The organism is Mycobacterium sp. WUMAC-067, assembly GCF_020217485.1.
Taxonomy (GTDB): domain Bacteria; phylum Actinomycetota; class Actinomycetes; order Mycobacteriales; family Mycobacteriaceae; genus Mycobacterium.
The window spans coordinates 15,162-31,136 of sequence record NZ_JAEKMI010000019.1; the positions used below are offsets into that span (position 1 = coordinate 15,162).

The following is a 15,975-nucleotide window of genomic DNA, read 5'->3' on the forward strand; positions in this document are numbered from 1 at the left end:
TCACACCGGGCTTTCATTACACAGGCGTGCCGGTGGCGCCGCCGGCGTGATCGTCGGTGGCCGCAGCGACAGCGTGAGCGGCACCGGCTGGCGGATGCGCTTGCCGCGGGAGTGGTCGGCGCGGGGGCGCGGGGTCTCGCGGTCGTGCGCCAGCGCCGACGCGCTGTGTCCCTGGACGCATTCGGGGTCCGGCCCGTCCAGCGGCAGGCCGGTGAAGAACTTGGCGGCCATGCAGCCGCCCCGGCAGCTGTCGTAGTGCCCGCAGCTGCCGCACGCGCCCGCCGACTGCGGCTCGCGCAGCTCGCGGAACAGCGGGGCGTTCTTCCACACGTTGTCAAAACCACCGTCCGACAACACGTTTCCGGCCAGGAAGCGGTCATGGATAGCGAACGGGCAGGCGTACACGTCGCCGACGGGGTCGATCAGGCACACGACGCGGCCCGCGCCGCACATGTTCAGGCCGGCCAGCGCGCCGGACTGGCCGAGCGGGGCCAGGTGAAAGAAGGAGTCACCGGTGAGCACCCGCTCCCCCTTGGCGACCAGCCAGTCATACAGCTGGACCTGCTGGTCGGCGGTGGGGTGCAGCTCCTCCCAGACGTCGGCGCCGCGCCCGGACGGGCGCAGCCGGGTGATCCGCAGCGTGGCACCGTAACGGCTTGCCAGCGCGGCGAACTCGTCGAGCTGGTCGACGTTGTGCCGGGTGACGACCACGGAGATCTTGGCGTCTTTGAAGCCGGCGTTGGAAAGATTCTCCAGCGCCCGCACCGCCATGTCGAACGACCCGGGCCCGCGCACGGCGTCGTTGACCTCGGCGGTGGCGCCGTCCAGCGAGATCTGCACGTCGACGTAGTCGCTGGCCGCCAACCGCGCGGCGACCTCGGGCGTGATCCGCACGCCGTTGGTGGAGAACTTGACGCCGACGTGGTGGGCGGTCGCGTAGTCGACGAGTTCCCAAAAGTCCGGGCGCACAGTGGGTTCCCCACCACCGATGTTGACGTAGAACACCTGCATGCGTTCCAGCTCGTCGATGATGTCCATGCACTGACGGGTGGACAGCTCGCGCGGATCCCGCTTGCCCGACGACGAGAGGCAGTGCACGCAGGCCAGGTTGCAGGCGTAGGTGAGCTCCCAGGTGAGGCAGATGGGCGCGTCGAGCCCGTGCTCGAACTGCTCGATCAGCCGCGGTACGGCCGCTTGGGGCGGTGCGGTCATTGATGGTCCTCCCGGGGCACCAGCATCTTGGAGTCGACGAGCACACCCAACGCGTGCAGGTAGGGACCCTGCGCGGCGTCGTCGACGCCCGCCGCGCGACAGGCGGAGCGGACGTCGGGGTGGTCGGCCAGCGACTGCACCACCGTGAGGATGGTGCGGTTCTTCAGGAATGACAGCTTGCGGGTGCCGAAGTGATAGAGCAGCGCGCCGAACGGTTCGGGCCGCACCGCCACCTGCGGGTGCAGTCGCCAGCCGCGATCAGGATCGAACACGGTGTCGCCGGCGGGGCGAGCCCTGTGAGCCTGCGCGGGCGCAGGCACGGTCAGTAGACCCCGCACATGCCGTCGATGGATACCTCTTCGACCAGGGTCTCGGTGACGAGTTGGGTGTCGGTTTCGGTCTCGTGGTCCACGGGGCCTTGCCTTTCGTCGGGTCTTGACAACGATGGGGTCTGAGTCACACTCGCCGCCAGAATATGGCATCGAGTGCCGAAATGGAAGGGCGGGGTCTGAAGATGCCGCAGCCGCGGGTGGGCAGGCGCCGCTCGACCACGCCCGCCCACATCACCGATGTGGCCATCGACCTGTTCACCGCCCGCGGTTTCGCCGACGTGAGCGTCGACGACGTCGCCCACGCCGCCGGCATCTCCCGCCGCACCCTCTTTCGCTATTACGCGTCCAAGAACGCCATCCCGTGGGGCGATTTCGACACTCACCTCGCCCACCTCCGGGACTTGCTCGACAACGTGGATTCCCGGGTGGGCCTGGGCGATGCGCTGCGCGCTGCGTTGTTGGCGTTCAACACCTTTGACGAATCCGAGACCGCCCGCCACCGCCAGCGCATGCGGGTGATCCTGCAAACCGCTGAGCTGCAGGCCTATTCGATGACGATGTACGCCGGCTGGCGCGAGGTGATCGCCGGGTTCGTGGCCCGCCGTTGTGATTGCAAGACAACCGATCTGCTTCCGCAGACCGCCGCCTGGACGATGCTGGGCGTGGCGCTGTCGGCCTACGAGCACTGGCTGAGCGATGAATCCGTCCCGTTGCCGGTGGCCCTGGGCAATGCCTTCGACGTGGTCGGCGCCGGGTTGAACGAGCTGGACAGTTGAGCGTCGAGCACGTGGCGCACACGCTGCGAGCCCAGGGCAGGTTCTGCGCCTCGTCGGGCTCCGCGATGTACGGCGACCTGTTCGAGCTGGTGGCCGCCGACGTCGAAGCCGGCGGCGTGTTCGCGACCATCTTGTCCGGGCACCGCGACGCCCCCGCGCGCGAGGCGGTGCCCCTTCGGCTGCTCGGCGGGCTGCACCGGCTGGTGCTCTACGGACGGGCGGCGCACCTGCGGCGCTGGTATCCCAGCACCGGCGGGACCTGGAACGCCGGATCGGCCTGGCCCGAAATCCGCGACACCGCGACCGGTCACACCGACGCGCTGCGCGCGGCGTTGGATCAACCACCGCAGACCAACGAGGTGGGCCGGTCGGCCGCACTGATCGGCGGATTGCTGCACATCAATCAATTCGGTTTGCCCATCCGGCTTTTCGAGATCGGATCCAGTGCGGGGCTGAACCTGCGAGCGGACCATTACCGCTACCGGTTCGCCGGGGGCCAGTGGGGCCCGCCCGACTCGCCGGTGGGGATCGATGACGCGTGGCGCGGCGCGCTGCCGCCCGGGCGCGACGTGCGCATCGTCGAGCGGCACGGGTACGACATCGCGCCCGTCGATGTCGGCGACACCGACGGGGAGATGACCGTGCTGAGCTACGTCTGGCCCGACCAGCGCGTCCGGCTTGCCCGGCTGCGCGGGGCCATCGAGGTTGCCCGCCGGGTCCCGGCCCCGCTCGAGCGCCAGACGGCGGCCGGCGCGGCCGCCGGCCTTCGGCTGGCCGACGGCGCGCTGACCGTCCTGTGGCATTCCATCACCTGGCAATACCTGTCGGCCGACGAACGCGACGCGGTGCGTGCTCACGTGAACTCGCTGGCCGCGCAGGCGGATACGCGTTCACCGTTCGCCCACCTCGCGATGGAGCCCGCACGCTCCGGCCCCGGCACCCCGATCCGATTCGAGGTGCGGGCCCGCAGCTGGCCGGGCGGCGAGCCGCGCGTTCTGGGCGAATGCCACCCGCACGGCCCGCCGGTGCACTGGCGGTCCTAGGTCCCCATGAAGGTCATCGGATCGTGCAGCACCCGGGTGCCGTCATGCAATCCGTCGATGGCCTCCATGTGCTCGGGCTCCAGGGTGAAGTCGAACACGTCCAGGTTCTGGGCGACGCGCTCGGGCTTGGACGACCGCGAGACGACCACGTTGTCCAATTGCAGGTTCCAGCGAACCAGCACCTGCGCCGGCGTGCGGCCGTACTCGGCGGCGATGGCCGTCACGGTCGGATCCTCGAGCATTTTGCCGACGCCCAGCGGGCTGTAGGACTGCGTCGTGACGTCGTGCTGGGCGTGCGCCTGGCGCAGATCGGCCTGGTTGAGGCGCGGGTGCAGCTCGACCTGGTTCACGGCGGGCACCTCGGCCGTCTCCTCGATGACGTTCGTCAGCAGTTCCTCGGTGAAGTTGCAGACGCCGATCGAGCGGACGTGCCCCTCGTCGCGGGCGACCTTCATCCCCTCGAAGCTCTCCACATACTTGCCCAGCTTCGGCGCCGGCCAGTGGATCAGGTACAGGTCGAGGTAATCCAGCCCAAGACGGTCCAAGCTCTCCTTGCACGACTCCTGGGCACTCTGGAAGCCCTGCCTCGACGTGCCCAGCTTGGTGGCGACGAACAACTCCTCACGCGGGATGCCCGACGCGGCTATCGCACGCCCGACGGCTTCTTCGTTTCCGTAGGAGGCAGCGGTGTCGATGAGGCGGCAGCCAGCCTCCAGGGCCGCGAGTACCGAGCTTTCCGTCTCCACATCGGACAACTTGGCTACTCCCAAGCCAAGTACGGGCATCTTCGCCTCGTCGTTGAGAGCGACGGTCGGAATCGCGCTGGAAGCGCTGTATATCTCATCAATCACTGTCACTTGTCAATCACCTGCCTGCCAAGTTTGGGTGCTGGGTTATCTGGATTAGAACGATTCAGTGGCAGCGGTTAAGCCGAGCGGTTTAACGCCAACCCATTGCAGTGCAAAGGTTCCCAACATCGTTCGCTTGGAGACAGTAACGGAGCACGGCCAGCGATGCACCAAAGGCGGCGATCCTGGGCGTCTCAGCAAAAAATCTGCGGCATCCGAGTTTCGTTTTTCCAGCGCAATAGGTTTCGCAGCGGCGCGCTGGCAATTTTGTGACACCTGCTACAGCCCCGTCCCGGTTCCCACGCCCGAGCATCTCAAAACCTTTCCACCGAGTGATGTGCATCACCATCGAATTCGGCTGTGCCCCATGCCCAATTCGCGCCAAAGTCCCAGGAGGACGGGGTGCGCCGGCGAAAACATCGGTGGTCTCGGTGTTTTCGATCGACATTTGTCGTCGGCGGGTGCGTGTGACGCGAAATCGCTTACCCCTTATGATCGAAAAGCGCCGAACGCACGCCAACACCGGAAGCGAGGCAAATCCTTCCCCATGAAGACAATGCAAGAGCTTTTCGAAATTGCCTGGCAAGCAACACAAATCGGTGCCGCCACGCTGAAGAAATCACAGCCGAGTTCGGTGCAGCACAAAGGCGACCGTGACCTGGTCACCGACATCGACCTCGCGATCCAGCGCGACATCGCCGACTACCTGGCCCAGACCACACCTGACATCGCGTTACTGGCCGAAGAGTCCGAGCAACAGCCGGACATCGAGACTTCCGAGTGGCTCTGGGTGCTCGACCCCATCGACGGGACCTCGAACTTCGTGCACGGGCTGCCGTTGTGCGCGGTGTCGCTGGCCCTGCTGCGGGGCGGGCGCACCGTGGCCGCGGTCACCCACGCTCCCCTGCTCGGCAAGACCTACCACGCCATCGAGGGCAAGGGCGCGTTCCTCAACGGGCAGCGGATCAACGCCAGCGCCGCCGACAGCCTCAGCGGGGCCATCGTGTCCCTCGGCGACTACGCCGTCGGCCACGACGCCGGCAGGCTGAACGAGCACCGGCTGGCGCTCACCGCCGAGCTGGTGCCGCGCGTCGAGCGCATCCGCATGATCGGGGCGGCGACCCTGGACCTCGCGTTCGTCGCCGAGGGCGCCCTGGACGCCTGCGTGATGATGTCCAACAAGCCCTGGGACACCGCCGCGGGGACGCTGATCGCCCGCGAAGCGGGCGCGCGGCTCACCGACGCGCAGGGCAATCCCCACACCCACAAGTCCGCGTCGACCGTCATCAGCGCGCCGGGCATCGCCGAGCAACTCGCGACGGTCATCCGGAACACCGAGAACACCGGCGACCGTTACGCGGCCGCCGTCGGCTAGTCAAAAGGCGCGGCTCAGCCCAGTATTTCCGAAATGGGCACGGCCGCAGCGATTTTGGCGCGGACCTTCATGACCTTGCCGGGCATCCCGCCGCCGACCACGCCGACCAGGGCCCCGTCGCGTTCGTAGTAGGCCAGGAACTTGCGGCCGTCGTCCTCGACGACGTGGACGACGTCGTCGGCCTCCGGCTCGCCGAGGCACTGGATCTTGACGTCGTATTGGTCGCTCCAGAAGTAGGGGACGACCACCACCGGGGGCACATCCTGTCCCAGCATCGCGGGCACCACGGCGCGGGCCTGATCGGCGACATTGCTCCAATGTTCCACGCGCCCTTGGTGTCCCGTCGCGTCACGCCACGACGCGACATCGCCGAGCGCCCACACGTTCGGCGCGCTGGTGCGTCCGGCCTCGTCGCAGATGACGCCGTTGTCGACGGTGACGCCGCTGCCCTCGAGCCATTCGGTCGCCGGCCGCGACCCGATGCCGATCACCACCAGGTCGGCCGCCAGCTCGGTGCCGTCGCTCAACACGACCGCCTCGACATGCGTGTCACCGCGCACCTCCGCCACGCCGACGCCGAGCCGGACGTCGACGCCCTCGGCGCGGTGCAGCCGGGCCACCAGCTCGCCGATCTGCTCGCCGAGCACCGCGGCCAGCGGTGTCGGCTGCGGCTCCACCAGCACCACGTCCACCCCCAGGCTGCGCAGGCTGGCCGCCACCTCGCAGCCGATGAAACCGGCCCCGATCACGACGGCGCGCTGCGCCGAGGACGCGTGCTCGCGCAGCGCCAGGCTCTCGTCGAACGACCGCAGCACCCGAATGCCCTCGAGGTCGGGGATCGCCGGGATGCGTCGCGGGACCAGCCCGGTGGCGATGACGAGTTCGTCGTAGCGCAGCGTCGTTCCGTCGGCGAGCGTCACCGTCTGCGCCGCGGTGTCCAGGCTTTTCGCGGCCGACCCCAGGCGCAGGGTGATGTCGTTCTCGTCGTACCACTCGCGCGGTTTGAGCGCGGTGTCGTCGACCTCTTTGCGCAGCACCTCTTTGGACAGCGGCGGGCGGTCATACGGCAGGTGCACCTCGTCGCTGACGAGTGTGATGGGCCCGGAATACTCCGATTTGCGCAGCTGCTCGGCGGTGCGCGCGGCGGCCAATCCGCCGCCGACGATCACGATTCCGTTGGTGGCGCTTTCGTCACTACTCACGTGGAGTTCTTAGCACGATGGCCGGTCAGTACTTTAGGGCACCCTTATCCACGGGGATCTGCGTGCCGGTGAGTGTGCCCGACCCGTCGCCGGCGAGCCACGCCACGACGTCGGCGACTTCGTCGGCGGTCATGAAGCCGTTGGGCTGCACCGGCATTGGGGGGAAGCTGTGCACGAAGCTGGGATGGGCGGCGAAGATCTCCATCATCGCTTCGGGCTCGATCATCGGGGTTTCGACCGAGTACGGATGGATCGAGTTGACCCGGATGCCGTATTCGCCGAGCTCGATCGCGAGGGTGTTGGTGAGCGCGGTGAGCCCGTGTTTGCTGGCCGAGTAGTGGCCGTTGCCCGGTGTGGCCTTGAGTCCCGCCGACGAGCTGACCACCACGATGGACCCGCCGTTGCCCGCCTCGATCATCGCGGGCACGGTGGCGCGCAGCGTGCGCCAGGTGCCGGTCAGGTTGACGCCGATCACCGCGTCCCACTGCTCGTCGGTGAGCTCCCAAATGCGGCCCCAGCTCAGCACTCCGGCGTTGGCGACCACGATGTCGAGCCGGCCGAACTGTTCCGTCCCGTCGGCCACCAACTGCCGCAGCGCGGCGTCGTCGCGGACGTCGAGGACGCGGGTCAGGATCTTGCGTCCCTGCCCCTCCACCAGGCGCGCCGTCTCGTCGAGGTCCTCGCGGGTGGCGGGCGGGTAGGTCACGCTGGCCGACGCCGGCGCGCAGATGTCGAGCGCGATGATGTCGGCGCCCTCGGCGGCCAGCCGCACCGCGTGCGACCGTCCCTGGCCGCGGGCGGCCCCGGTGATGAATGCCACCCGCCCGTGCAGTGATCCGGCCTGTCCAGCCACGTGTAACCCTTTCGACCGCCGATAGACCAAGCCAGGCTAGCAGCGCAATTGAAACGTGTTCTAGTTCACCCGCCGGCCCGGCGGACGAGCCTCAGATTTCGGAGATGATCTGCGCGCGCCGGCTGTTGTATTCCTCGTCGGTGAGCGCGCCGCTGGCGCGCAGATCGTTCAGCTCCTGCAGCCGCGCGGCGATCGAGGGTTCGGGCGGCGTGACGACCGCCGCCGGCGCACCCGCCGCCGCCGGTTGGGCGGCCGGCGCCTGCTGCTCGGCGGCCCGGCGCACCACCGCCTGGATCTGCCCGCGCAGCGCCGGGTTCGACCGGATGTCGACCATCCGGTTCAGCGGAATGTTGTTGGCCTTGAGGATCTGCAGGATCTCCATCAGCGGGCCCGCCTGGCCGCTCAGGTCGTAGGTCCGGTTGTCCTCGGCCACCGTGAACTGCGCGGGCATCAGCCCGTTGACCAATGCGCTTCGCTCCCAGTCGATCCGGTATTCGTTGGTGGTCGGGTGGACCAGCACCACCACCTTGCGGGCGTTGAGGTTGCCCAGCCGGGTGACGCTGGCGATCACGCGGTCTTCGCTGTCGAACGGCAGCAGGCCGGGGCCGGCGATGTGCAGGTGTACCTTGACGACCTGCTGGTTGTTGACCCACGTGCCCGTTTCGGTGATGCCGGTGATCTGGGCGAGCGCCAGCACGCCGCTCTGCTCGAGCGCGGCCGCCTTCGCCGACGACTTGGCGCCGTAGTTCGCCAGCGCGAGCGCGACCAACACGTCGGCCACGGTGATGAGCAGGCCGACGTAGAACATCCACTGCAGCAGGCTGTCGAGCCCCATGACGAAGTACACGACCAAGAAAATCGGCCCGACGAGTCCTCCGCACAGCAAAACGACCAACTGTGCCTTCAGGTAGCGCGCTAACACTTGCCCCTCCTCGGCTTGCTGGGGATTTGTGTCAGATTAGCGCCCGGGGTCTCACCGCGAACGCGATACGCGCAAACCGGTTTCGGTCGTCTACCGGCGGGCCGCCGCCATCACGTGAGCTGCTCGGGCGGGACGATCGGCACCCGGCGCACCGGCGGCGCCGCTGACTGTGACGCCGCGGTGGAGTGCGGCGCGGGGGAATGCGGCGCCGTGCGCGGCGACACCGGCAACGTCGTGGCCGGGGAGGCCTGCGGCGCCACCTCGGGTTGCATCGGCGCGGCGGCCGTGCCGGCCGGTGCCGACGCCGCGGGCGGGACGGTGCTCGCAGAACCGGCCGGTGCGTAGGCCGGCGTCGCCACGCGCGCCGGCCCGGCCGGTGCGGTGGCCGAGGCCAACGTCGCCGAACCCACCGGCGCCGCGGCGACCGGTGTGCCGGCCGGTACCGGTGCGGCGGCCGCGGGGGCCACCGCCGCCGCCAGGGGCCCCGCGGGCGCGGTCGGAGCGGAGGCACCCATGGCGCCGGCCGTCATCGTCGGCACCTGCGCGGCCATCGACGCGGGCCCCGCCGCGGTCTGCAGCGGCGTCGCGTTCGCCGCCTCGGCGGCGGCATACTGCATCGCGCCGCCGTTCATCAGCTGCACGAACTGGCTGTGGAACGCGGCCGCCTGGGCGCTGAGCGCCTGATAGACCTGGGAGTGGGCGTCGAACAGGGCGGCGATACTCGCCGACACCTCGTCGGCGCCCGGGGCGAGCACCGCCGACGTCGGCCCCATCGCCGCCGTGTTGGCGGAGGTGATCGTCGTCCCGATCCTGGCCAGGTCCGTCGCGGCAGCCGCGACGAATTCGGGAGTCGCTTGAACGAACGACATCGGCACCTCCCCGCCACGCCTCACGGTCACCGAGAACTCTGCCGAAATCCTAGTGCAGGGCGCGCAGCGTGCGCACCATTTCCGCGCCGGTCCGGCCCGACGATGCGCACAGCGGACAAAGCCCGGATTGCCGAGTTGGCAATCCGGGCTTTGAACTGACTCAGTACTGACTCAGTAGCGAACTACTTGATGATCTTGACGACCCGGCCGGCGCCGACGGTGCGGCCACCCTCGCGGATCGCGAACCGCAGACCGTCGTCCATGGCGACGGGCTGGATCAGCTTCACCGAGATGTTGGTGTTGTCACCGGGCATCACCATCTCGGTGCCCTCCGGCAGCGTCACCACACCGGTCACGTCGGTGGTGCGGAAGTAGAACTGCGGACGGTAGTTGTTGAAGAACGGCGTGTGCCGGCCGCCCTCGTCCTTGGACAGGATGTAGACCTGGCCCTCGAACTCGGTGTGCGGCGTGGTGGTGCCGGGCTTGGTCACGACCTGGCCGCGCTCGACGTCCTCACGCTTGATACCACGCAGCAGCAGACCGACGTTGTCACCGGCCTGACCCTGGTCGAGCAGCTTGCGGAACATCTCCACACCGGTGACCGTGGTCTTGGTGCTGGTCGGGCGGATGCCGACGATCTCGACTTCCTCGTTCACGTTGATCACACCGCGCTCGACACGACCGGTGACCACGGTGCCACGCCCGGTGATGGTGAAGACGTCCTCCACCGGCATCAGGAACGGCTTCTCGGTCTCGCGGACCGGGTCCGGGATCGACTCGTCGACGGCCTCCATCAGCTGCTCGACGGACTCCACCCACTTGGCGTCGCCCTCGAGCGCCTTGAGCGCGGACACCCGCACCACCGGGGCGTCCTCGTCGAACTCCTGGGCGGCCAGCAGCTCGCGGACCTCCATCTCGACGAGCTCGAGCAGCTCCTCGTCGTCGACCATGTCGGCCTTGTTCAGGGCGACCAGGATGTAGGGCACGCCGACCTGGCGGGCGAGCAGCACGTGCTCACGCGTCTGCGGCATCGGCCCGTCGGTGGCGGCGACCACCAGGATCGCGCCGTCCATCTGGGCCGCACCGGTGATCATGTTCTTGATGTAGTCGGCGTGACCCGGGGCGTCGACGTGCGCGTAGTGACGCTTGTCGGTCTGGTACTCCACGTGGGAGATGTTGATGGTGATACCGCGCTGACGCTCCTCGGGCGCGTTGTCGATCTGGTCGAACGCGCGGGACTCGTTCAGGTCCGGGAACTTGTCGTGCAGAACCTTGGTGATAGCCGCGGTCAGCGTGGTCTTGCCGTGGTCAACGTGACCGATGGTCCCGATGTTGACGTGCGGCTTCGTCCGCTCGAACTTCGCCTTCGCCACTTCTGTGTCCTCCTGGACTAGTTGGTGCTTGTTAAAGCAGTGTTGGTGTTTTCAGTTGTGCCGCGCCCAAGGCATTCCAATGACCCGGCAAGATTACTCCGTCGCCGATGTTTACTGGCCCGTCGCCTTCGCGATGATCTCCTTTGACACGTTCGCCGGCACTTCGGCGTACGAGTCGAAGACCATGGAGTAGTTCGCCCGGCCTTGGGTCTTGGACCGCAGGTCGCCGACGTAGCCGAACATCTCCGACAGCGGCACGTGCGCTTTGACGACGCGCGCACCGCTCCGCTCCTCCATGGCCTGGATCTGGCCACGGCGGGAGTTCAGGTCGCCGATCACGTCGCCCATGTAGTCTTCGGGCGTGGTGACCTCGACGGCCATGATCGGTTCCAGGATGACTGGCTGGGCTTGCGCCGCAGCCTTTTTCAGCACCTGCGAACCGGCGATCTTGAAGGCCATCTCCGACGAGTCGACCTCGTGGAAGGCCCCGTCGAGCAGGGTGACCTTCAAGTTGACCAGCGGGTAGCCGGCCAGCACGCCGTACTGCATGGCGTCCTGCGCACCGGCGTCCACCGACGGGATGTACTCGCGCGGGATGCGCCCACCGGTGACCTTGTTCTCGAACTCGTAGGTCGCGCCGTCCTCGCCGTGGAACGGCTCGAGGCTGATCAGCACCTTGGCGAACTGGCCGGAACCACCGGTCTGCTTCTTGTGGGTGAACTCGACCTTTTCCACCGTCCGCTTGATGGTCTCCTTGTAGGCGACCTGCGGCTTGCCGACGTTGGCCTCGACCTTGAACTCGCGGCGCATCCGGTCCACCAGGATGTCCAGGTGCAACTCGCCCATCCCACCGATCACGGTCTGGCCGGTCTCCGCGTCCTGGTGGACCTTGAAGGTCGGGTCCTCCTCGGCGAGCTTCTGGATCGACAGGCTCAGCTTCTCCTGGTCGCTCTTGGTCTTGGGCTCGATGGCCACTTCGATCACCGGGTCGGGGAAGGTCATCGATTCCAGCACGACCTGCTGGTTCGGGTCGCTCAGGGTGTCACCGGTGGTGGTGTCCTTGAGCCCGATCACCGCGTAGATGTGGCCCGCCGAGGCCGTCTCCACCGGGTTCTCCTTGTTGGAGTGCATCTGGAACAGCTTGCCCAGCCGCTCCTTCTTGCCCTTGGTGGCGTTGATGACCTGGCTGCCGGAGTCGACCTTGCCGGAGTACACCCGGACGTAGGTCAGCTTGCCGAAGAACGGGTGCGTGGCGACCTTGAACGCCAGCGCGGAGAACGGCTCGTCGGTCGAGGGCTTGCGGGTGACCTCTTCGTCCTCCTTGCCCGGCGCGTGGCCGACGGCCGGCGGCACGTCCAACGGCGAGGGCAGGTAGTCGATGACGGCGTCCAGCATGGGCTGCACGCCCTTGTTCTTGAACGCGCTGCCGCACAACACCGGGTAGGCCTCCGAGCTGATGGTCAGCTTGCGGATGGCGCCCTTGATCTCCTCGACCGTGAGTTCCTCGCCGCCGAGGTACTTCTCCAGCAGCGCCTCGTCGGTCTCGGCGACCGCCTCGAGCAGCTTGGTGCGGTACTCCTCGACCTTCTCGGCCAATTCGGCCGGGATGTCGATGGTGTCGTAGGTTTCGCCCAGCTTCGTCTCGCCGCGCCACACCTTGGCGTTCATCTCGACCAGGTCGACGATGCCCTCGAAGTCGCCCTCGGAGCCGACGGGCAGCTGAATCGGGATGACGTTGGCGCCGAGGCGCTCCTCCATGGTGCGGACGGAGAAGTAGAAGTCGGCCCCGATCTTGTCCATCTTGTTGACGAAGCAGATGCGCGGGACGTCGTACTTGTCGGCCTGCCGCCAGACCTGTTCGGACTGCGGCTCGACGCCCTCCTTGCCGTCGAACACGGCTACGGCGCCATCGAGAACACGGAGCGAACGCTCGACTTCCACGGTGAAGTCGACGTGCCCGGGGGTGTCGATGATGTTGATCTGGTTGTCTTTCCAGAAACAGGTGGTGGCCGCGGAGGTGATGGTGATCCCCCGCTCCTGCTCCTGCTCCATCCAGTCCATGGTGGCGGCGCCGTCGTGCACCTCACCGATCTTGTAGCTGATACCGGTGTAGTAGAGGATGCGCTCGGTCGTCGTCGTCTTGCCGGCGTCGATGTGCGCCATGATGCCGATGTTGCGGACCTTGGTGAGGTCGGTCAGCACGTCCTTCTGTGCCACAGAAGTCTTCCCACTCTTTCGATTGCTTAGTTGCTGTCGTTCGCGGTCAGGCCAGCGCCCCGGCGCGCGGGCCGCAGAGACCTACCAGCGGTAGTGCGCGAAGGCGCGGTTGGCCTCGGCCATCTTGTGGGTGTCCTCGCGTCGCTTGACGGCGGCCCCCAGACCGTTGCTGGCATCCAGGATCTCGTTTGCCAGGCGCTCGACCATGGTCTTCTCCCGGCGTTGCCGCGAGAAGCTGACGAGCCAGCGCAGCGCCAGCGTGGTGGACCGATCCGGACGCACCTCGACCGGCACCTGATAGGTGGCACCACCGACGCGGCGGCTACGCACCTCCAGGGCGGGCTTGACGTTGTCGAGAGCACGCTTGAGCGTGATCACGGGATCGGTGCCCGTCTTGTCCCGAGCTTGTTCGAGCGCACCATAAACAATGCGCTCGGCGAGCGATTTCTTCCCCTGCAGCAGGACTTTGTTCACCAGCTGGGTGACCAGCTGCGACCCGTAGACCGGGTCATTGACCAACGGGCGCTTCGGCGCGGGCCCCTTGCGCGGCATCAGCTCTTCTCCTTTTTGGCGCCGTAACGGCTGCGAGCCTGCTTGCGGTTCTTGACGCCCTGGGTGTCGAGCGAACCGCGGATGATCTTGTACCGGACACCGGGCAGGTCCTTCACCCGGCCGCCACGCACCAGCACCATCGAGTGCTCCTGCAGGTTGTGCCCTTCGCCGGGGATGTAGGCCGTCACCTCAACCTGGCTCGTCAGCTTCACGCGGGCGACCTTCCGAAGCGCGGAGTTCGGCTTCTTCGGAGTGGTGGTGTACACGCGGGTGCACACGCCACGGCGCTGCGGGCTGCCCTTGAGGGCCGCGGTCTTGACCTTGGCGACCTTGTCCCGGCGACCCTTGCGGACCAGCTGCTGAATGGTTGGCATCTACCGGCTTTCTCTGTTCGTGTTCGGCATACTTCTGGCGTCTTCAAGTCTGTGTACTGCAGTTATGTCCGTCCGCGTCACCCCGCGGCCGGGTGTGTCGCATGCGCTGCGCACCGGACTTGAGTCCGATGCATCGTGGACACGCGAATTCGCCCGGCATTCACTTCCTTACGGTTAGGCGCCGTAAGCCGCCAGGCACGAGGAACCACAATACCCGCCGCCCGTCTTGCAGGTCAAAGCGGCGGACCTGCTCGCACCGCGGTGGGGCTAGCCCCTGGCGCCGTCGGGGGCGGTGCGCCGTTCCAGGCCCGCCGCCAGGCGCAGCACCATGTCGGAGAACAACGCGTCGGTATCGATGTCGTCCATGACACCGGTCATCTCCAGCAACACGAATCCGTGCATCGCGGACCAGAACTCCAGCGCCGCATGGAAGGCTTCGGCGCCGTCGAGACCGTAGGAGGACAGCACGGCGATTACCGGTGCGGCCGCGCCGCGGGTCGCCGCCGCGTACTCGGCGTCTTCTCCACCCAGCGGCATGCGGGTGAAGGCCGAGTAGCGACCCGGGTGATGGTGGGCATAGCTGCGGTACGCGCCCGCCATGACGAGCACCGCGTCGTCGCGGGCGCGGCCCTCGCCCACCCGGTTGAGCATCGTGATGATGTCGTCGATCACCCGAATCCGCACCGAGCGGCGCAAGTCCTCCAGGCTGTCCACGTGGTTGTACAGCGACGGCCCCTTGGTGCCCAGCTGCGTAGCGAGCGCGTTGATGGTCAGGGCGTCCCAGCCCTCGCGATCCAGGAACGTCAGCGCGCCGTCGATGATCCCTTCCCGGCTGAGCTTGGTCGGGCGCGAACCGGGCCGTCCCGCGCGTTGGCGCCCGGCCGCCGACGGCGATTCCGGTTGAGCTGCCATGGCGGTCGCCCTTCGATCGCGGGAACGGGTTGCGGTTAACTAATGACTCTAGTTGACGCCCGTTCAGACATTAATCTCCCGGAGGGGCATGAGCGTCCGGCAAAGGAAGATAAAACCTGCCATCGGGCAGGCAAATGCACGTAATGTCATGCTTGGCTCATTCGAGCCGACGTCCCGTCCAAAAGGGGGGCCCGCAGTGAAGTGGACAACTGTCGCCGGGTCGCTGGCCACCTGCGCCATCGCCGTCCTCGCCGGCTTCGTTGCCACGCCGGGGCTTGCGCAGGCCAAGAACGGCGACACCCATGTCATCGGGGAGGACATGGAGCAGACGGTCGACTGCAACGACGCCACGCTGTTGGTCAACGGCACGTTCCTCACCGTGACCGCGCTGGGCAACTGCTACGCCGTGACGGTGATGGGTTCGTCGAATGTGGTTATCGCCGACTCGGTTTCGCATGACATCACGGTGTACGGCCACGACCAGACCGTGCTCTACAAGGGCGGTCAGCCGGCCCTGTGGGACCGCGGCCGCGAATTGGGCATGACCAACCGGCTCCAGCAGGTGCCGGGCTGAGGCACCACACCGACCGGGATCAAACAACGAGAGGGAAACGAAAAGCGATGCGTGTCCATACCTTCGAGCACCGCCGCAGACTGGCCGCATTCGCCTTGGCGCCGGCCGCCGCGGCCCTGATGCTGGCCGGCTGCAGTTCGACCGCCAACCCGCCGGCCGGCTCCTCCTCCTCCACCACCACGAAGAGCAGCCCGACGACGAGTGCCGGTGCCGCGCCGACGACGGGATCGAGCGGGGCGAGCACCACCGCGTCCATCGAGATCGGGAACACGGTGAACTACGGATCGATGGGCACCACCACCAACCTCGACTGCGCCAGCGGGAAGTCGCTGAACGTGGCCGGTTCGGACAACACACTGACCGTCACGGGCACCTGCACGACGGCGAACATCGGCGGCACCAACAACAAGATCACCTTCGACAAGGTCGAGACGCGCATCACCGTGCTCGGGATGAACAACACCATCACCTACAAAGACGGTGATCCCAAGGTCGACAACCTCGGCTCGAGCAACACGATCAACAAGGGTAGCTGACCGGC

At 67.3% G+C, this 15,975-nt stretch carries 18 protein-coding genes; 5 read left to right on the plus strand and 13 right to left on the minus strand.

Annotated features, from left to right (window positions below; all coding sequences use genetic code 11):
- The 3 genes from mftC to mftA are packed head-to-tail and all read right to left on the minus strand — an operon-like array spanning window position 1 to window position 1,624.
- Window positions 1-1,212, minus strand: coding sequence for a mycofactocin radical SAM maturase (mftC, locus tag JF781_RS15175; RefSeq protein WP_225330073.1), 1,212 nt, complete (start codon window positions 1,210-1,212; stop codon window positions 1-3).
- Entirely contained in the window at window positions 1,209-1,550 is a 342-nt protein-coding gene (gene mftB / locus JF781_RS15180; protein ID WP_225330072.1) for a mycofactocin biosynthesis chaperone MftB, read from the minus strand. The genes mftC and mftB overlap by 4 nt, the downstream gene beginning before the upstream one ends.
- Window positions 1,535-1,624, minus strand: a complete 90-nt coding sequence (mftA, locus tag JF781_RS15185) for a mycofactocin precursor MftA (RefSeq protein ID WP_007773607.1) — start codon at window positions 1,622-1,624, stop codon at window positions 1,535-1,537. The genes mftB and mftA overlap by 16 nt, the downstream gene beginning before the upstream one ends.
- 102 nt (window positions 1,625-1,726) lie before the next feature.
- On the opposite strand from mftA, the gene mftR reads away from it, so the two are divergent.
- Together mftR and JF781_RS15195 are read left to right on the plus strand one after the other, a co-directional pair.
- Window positions 1,727-2,320, plus strand: a complete 594-nt coding sequence (mftR, locus tag JF781_RS15190) for a mycofactocin system transcriptional regulator (RefSeq protein ID WP_225330085.1) — start codon at window positions 1,727-1,729, stop codon at window positions 2,318-2,320.
- Window positions 2,317-3,363, plus strand: coding sequence for a DUF2332 domain-containing protein (locus tag JF781_RS15195; RefSeq protein WP_225330071.1), 1,047 nt, complete (start codon window positions 2,317-2,319; stop codon window positions 3,361-3,363). The genes mftR and JF781_RS15195 overlap by 4 nt, the downstream gene beginning before the upstream one ends.
- Here JF781_RS15195 and JF781_RS15200 read toward each other — a convergent pair.
- The gene (locus JF781_RS15200) at window positions 3,360-4,220 is read right to left on the minus strand and encodes an aldo/keto reductase (protein ID WP_225330070.1); all 861 of its coding nucleotides are present in this window, start codon (window positions 4,218-4,220) and stop codon (window positions 3,360-3,362) included. The genes JF781_RS15195 and JF781_RS15200 overlap by 4 nt on opposite strands.
- Before the next feature lie 538 nt (window positions 4,221-4,758).
- Between JF781_RS15200 and JF781_RS15205 the strand changes: the two genes are divergently transcribed.
- Complete coding sequence (locus JF781_RS15205) at window positions 4,759-5,586, plus strand: inositol monophosphatase family protein (protein WP_225330069.1); 828 nt, start codon at window positions 4,759-4,761, stop codon at window positions 5,584-5,586.
- A gap of 14 nt (window positions 5,587-5,600) precedes the next feature.
- Here the strand turns inward: JF781_RS15205 and JF781_RS15210 are convergent, their stop codons facing one another.
- The 9 genes from JF781_RS15210 to JF781_RS15250 form a co-directional block, all read right to left on the minus strand.
- Entirely contained in the window at window positions 5,601-6,788 is a 1,188-nt protein-coding gene (locus JF781_RS15210) for an FAD-dependent oxidoreductase (protein ID WP_225330068.1), read from the minus strand.
- 25 nt (window positions 6,789-6,813) lie between these two features.
- The gene (locus JF781_RS15215; protein WP_225330067.1) at window positions 6,814-7,641 is read right to left on the minus strand and encodes a mycofactocin-coupled SDR family oxidoreductase; all 828 of its coding nucleotides are present in this window, start codon (window positions 7,639-7,641) and stop codon (window positions 6,814-6,816) included.
- Window positions 7,642-7,732: 91 nt separating this feature from the next.
- Window positions 7,733-8,563, minus strand: a complete 831-nt coding sequence (locus JF781_RS15220; protein ID WP_225330066.1) for an SHOCT domain-containing protein — start codon at window positions 8,561-8,563, stop codon at window positions 7,733-7,735.
- 110 nt (window positions 8,564-8,673) lie between these two features.
- Complete coding sequence (locus JF781_RS28545; protein ID WP_304621384.1) at window positions 8,674-9,432, minus strand: PE family protein; 759 nt, start codon at window positions 9,430-9,432, stop codon at window positions 8,674-8,676.
- A 182-nt stretch (window positions 9,433-9,614) separates the two neighbouring features.
- On the minus strand, window positions 9,615-10,805 hold the full coding sequence (gene tuf / locus JF781_RS15230; protein WP_083065829.1) for an elongation factor Tu: 1,191 nt from the start codon (window positions 10,803-10,805) through the stop codon (window positions 9,615-9,617).
- Between the two features lie 111 nt (window positions 10,806-10,916).
- Window positions 10,917-13,022 (minus strand): elongation factor G, encoded by a 2,106-nt coding sequence (fusA, locus tag JF781_RS15235; RefSeq protein WP_225328300.1) that lies wholly within the window; start codon window positions 13,020-13,022, stop codon window positions 10,917-10,919.
- Window positions 13,023-13,103: 81 nt separating this feature from the next.
- On the minus strand, window positions 13,104-13,574 hold the full coding sequence (gene rpsG, locus JF781_RS15240; protein ID WP_008260850.1) for a 30S ribosomal protein S7: 471 nt from the start codon (window positions 13,572-13,574) through the stop codon (window positions 13,104-13,106).
- Window positions 13,574-13,948 (minus strand): 30S ribosomal protein S12, encoded by a 375-nt coding sequence (rpsL, locus tag JF781_RS15245; RefSeq protein WP_007767794.1) that lies wholly within the window; start codon window positions 13,946-13,948, stop codon window positions 13,574-13,576. Before rpsL ends, rpsG begins: the two co-directional genes overlap by 1 nt.
- A gap of 267 nt (window positions 13,949-14,215) precedes the next feature.
- Window positions 14,216-14,860, minus strand: a complete 645-nt coding sequence (locus tag JF781_RS15250; protein ID WP_225328301.1) for a TetR/AcrR family transcriptional regulator — start codon at window positions 14,858-14,860, stop codon at window positions 14,216-14,218.
- A 196-nt stretch (window positions 14,861-15,056) separates the two neighbouring features.
- Here JF781_RS15250 and JF781_RS15255 point away from each other — a divergent pair, with 196 nt between their 5' ends.
- Both JF781_RS15255 and JF781_RS15260 read left to right on the plus strand, forming a co-directional pair.
- Entirely contained in the window at window positions 15,057-15,434 is a 378-nt protein-coding gene (locus JF781_RS15255; protein ID WP_225328302.1) for a DUF3060 domain-containing protein, read from the plus strand.
- A 47-nt stretch (window positions 15,435-15,481) separates the two neighbouring features.
- Window positions 15,482-15,970: a DUF3060 domain-containing protein gene (locus tag JF781_RS15260; RefSeq protein ID WP_225328303.1), complete on the plus strand. Its 489-nt coding sequence runs from the start codon at window positions 15,482-15,484 to the stop codon at window positions 15,968-15,970.
- Window positions 15,971-15,975 lie beyond the last annotated feature (5 nt).

What these genes read in the sequence shown, in the direction of transcription:
- mftC (WP_225330073.1), bottom strand. Translation starts at nt 1,212, where the DNA reads ATGACCGCACCGCCCCAAGCGGCCGTACCGCGGCTGATCGAGCAGTTC.
- mftR (WP_225330085.1), top strand. Translation starts at nt 1,727, where the DNA reads ATGCCGCAGCCGCGGGTGGGCAGGCGCCGCTCGACCACGCCCGCCCAC.
- JF781_RS15205 (WP_225330069.1), top strand. Translation starts at nt 4,759, where the DNA reads ATGAAGACAATGCAAGAGCTTTTCGAAATTGCCTGGCAAGCAACACAA.
- JF781_RS28545 (WP_304621384.1), bottom strand. Translation starts at nt 9,432, where the DNA reads ATGTCGTTCGTTCAAGCGACTCCCGAATTCGTCGCGGCTGCCGCGACG.
- rpsG (WP_008260850.1), bottom strand. Translation starts at nt 13,574, where the DNA reads ATGCCGCGCAAGGGGCCCGCGCCGAAGCGCCCGTTGGTCAATGACCCG.
- rpsL (WP_007767794.1), bottom strand. Translation starts at nt 13,948, where the DNA reads ATGCCAACCATTCAGCAGCTGGTCCGCAAGGGTCGCCGGGACAAGGTC.
- JF781_RS15250 (WP_225328301.1), bottom strand. Translation starts at nt 14,860, where the DNA reads ATGGCAGCTCAACCGGAATCGCCGTCGGCGGCCGGGCGCCAACGCGCG.
- JF781_RS15260 (WP_225328303.1), top strand. Translation starts at nt 15,482, where the DNA reads ATGCGTGTCCATACCTTCGAGCACCGCCGCAGACTGGCCGCATTCGCC.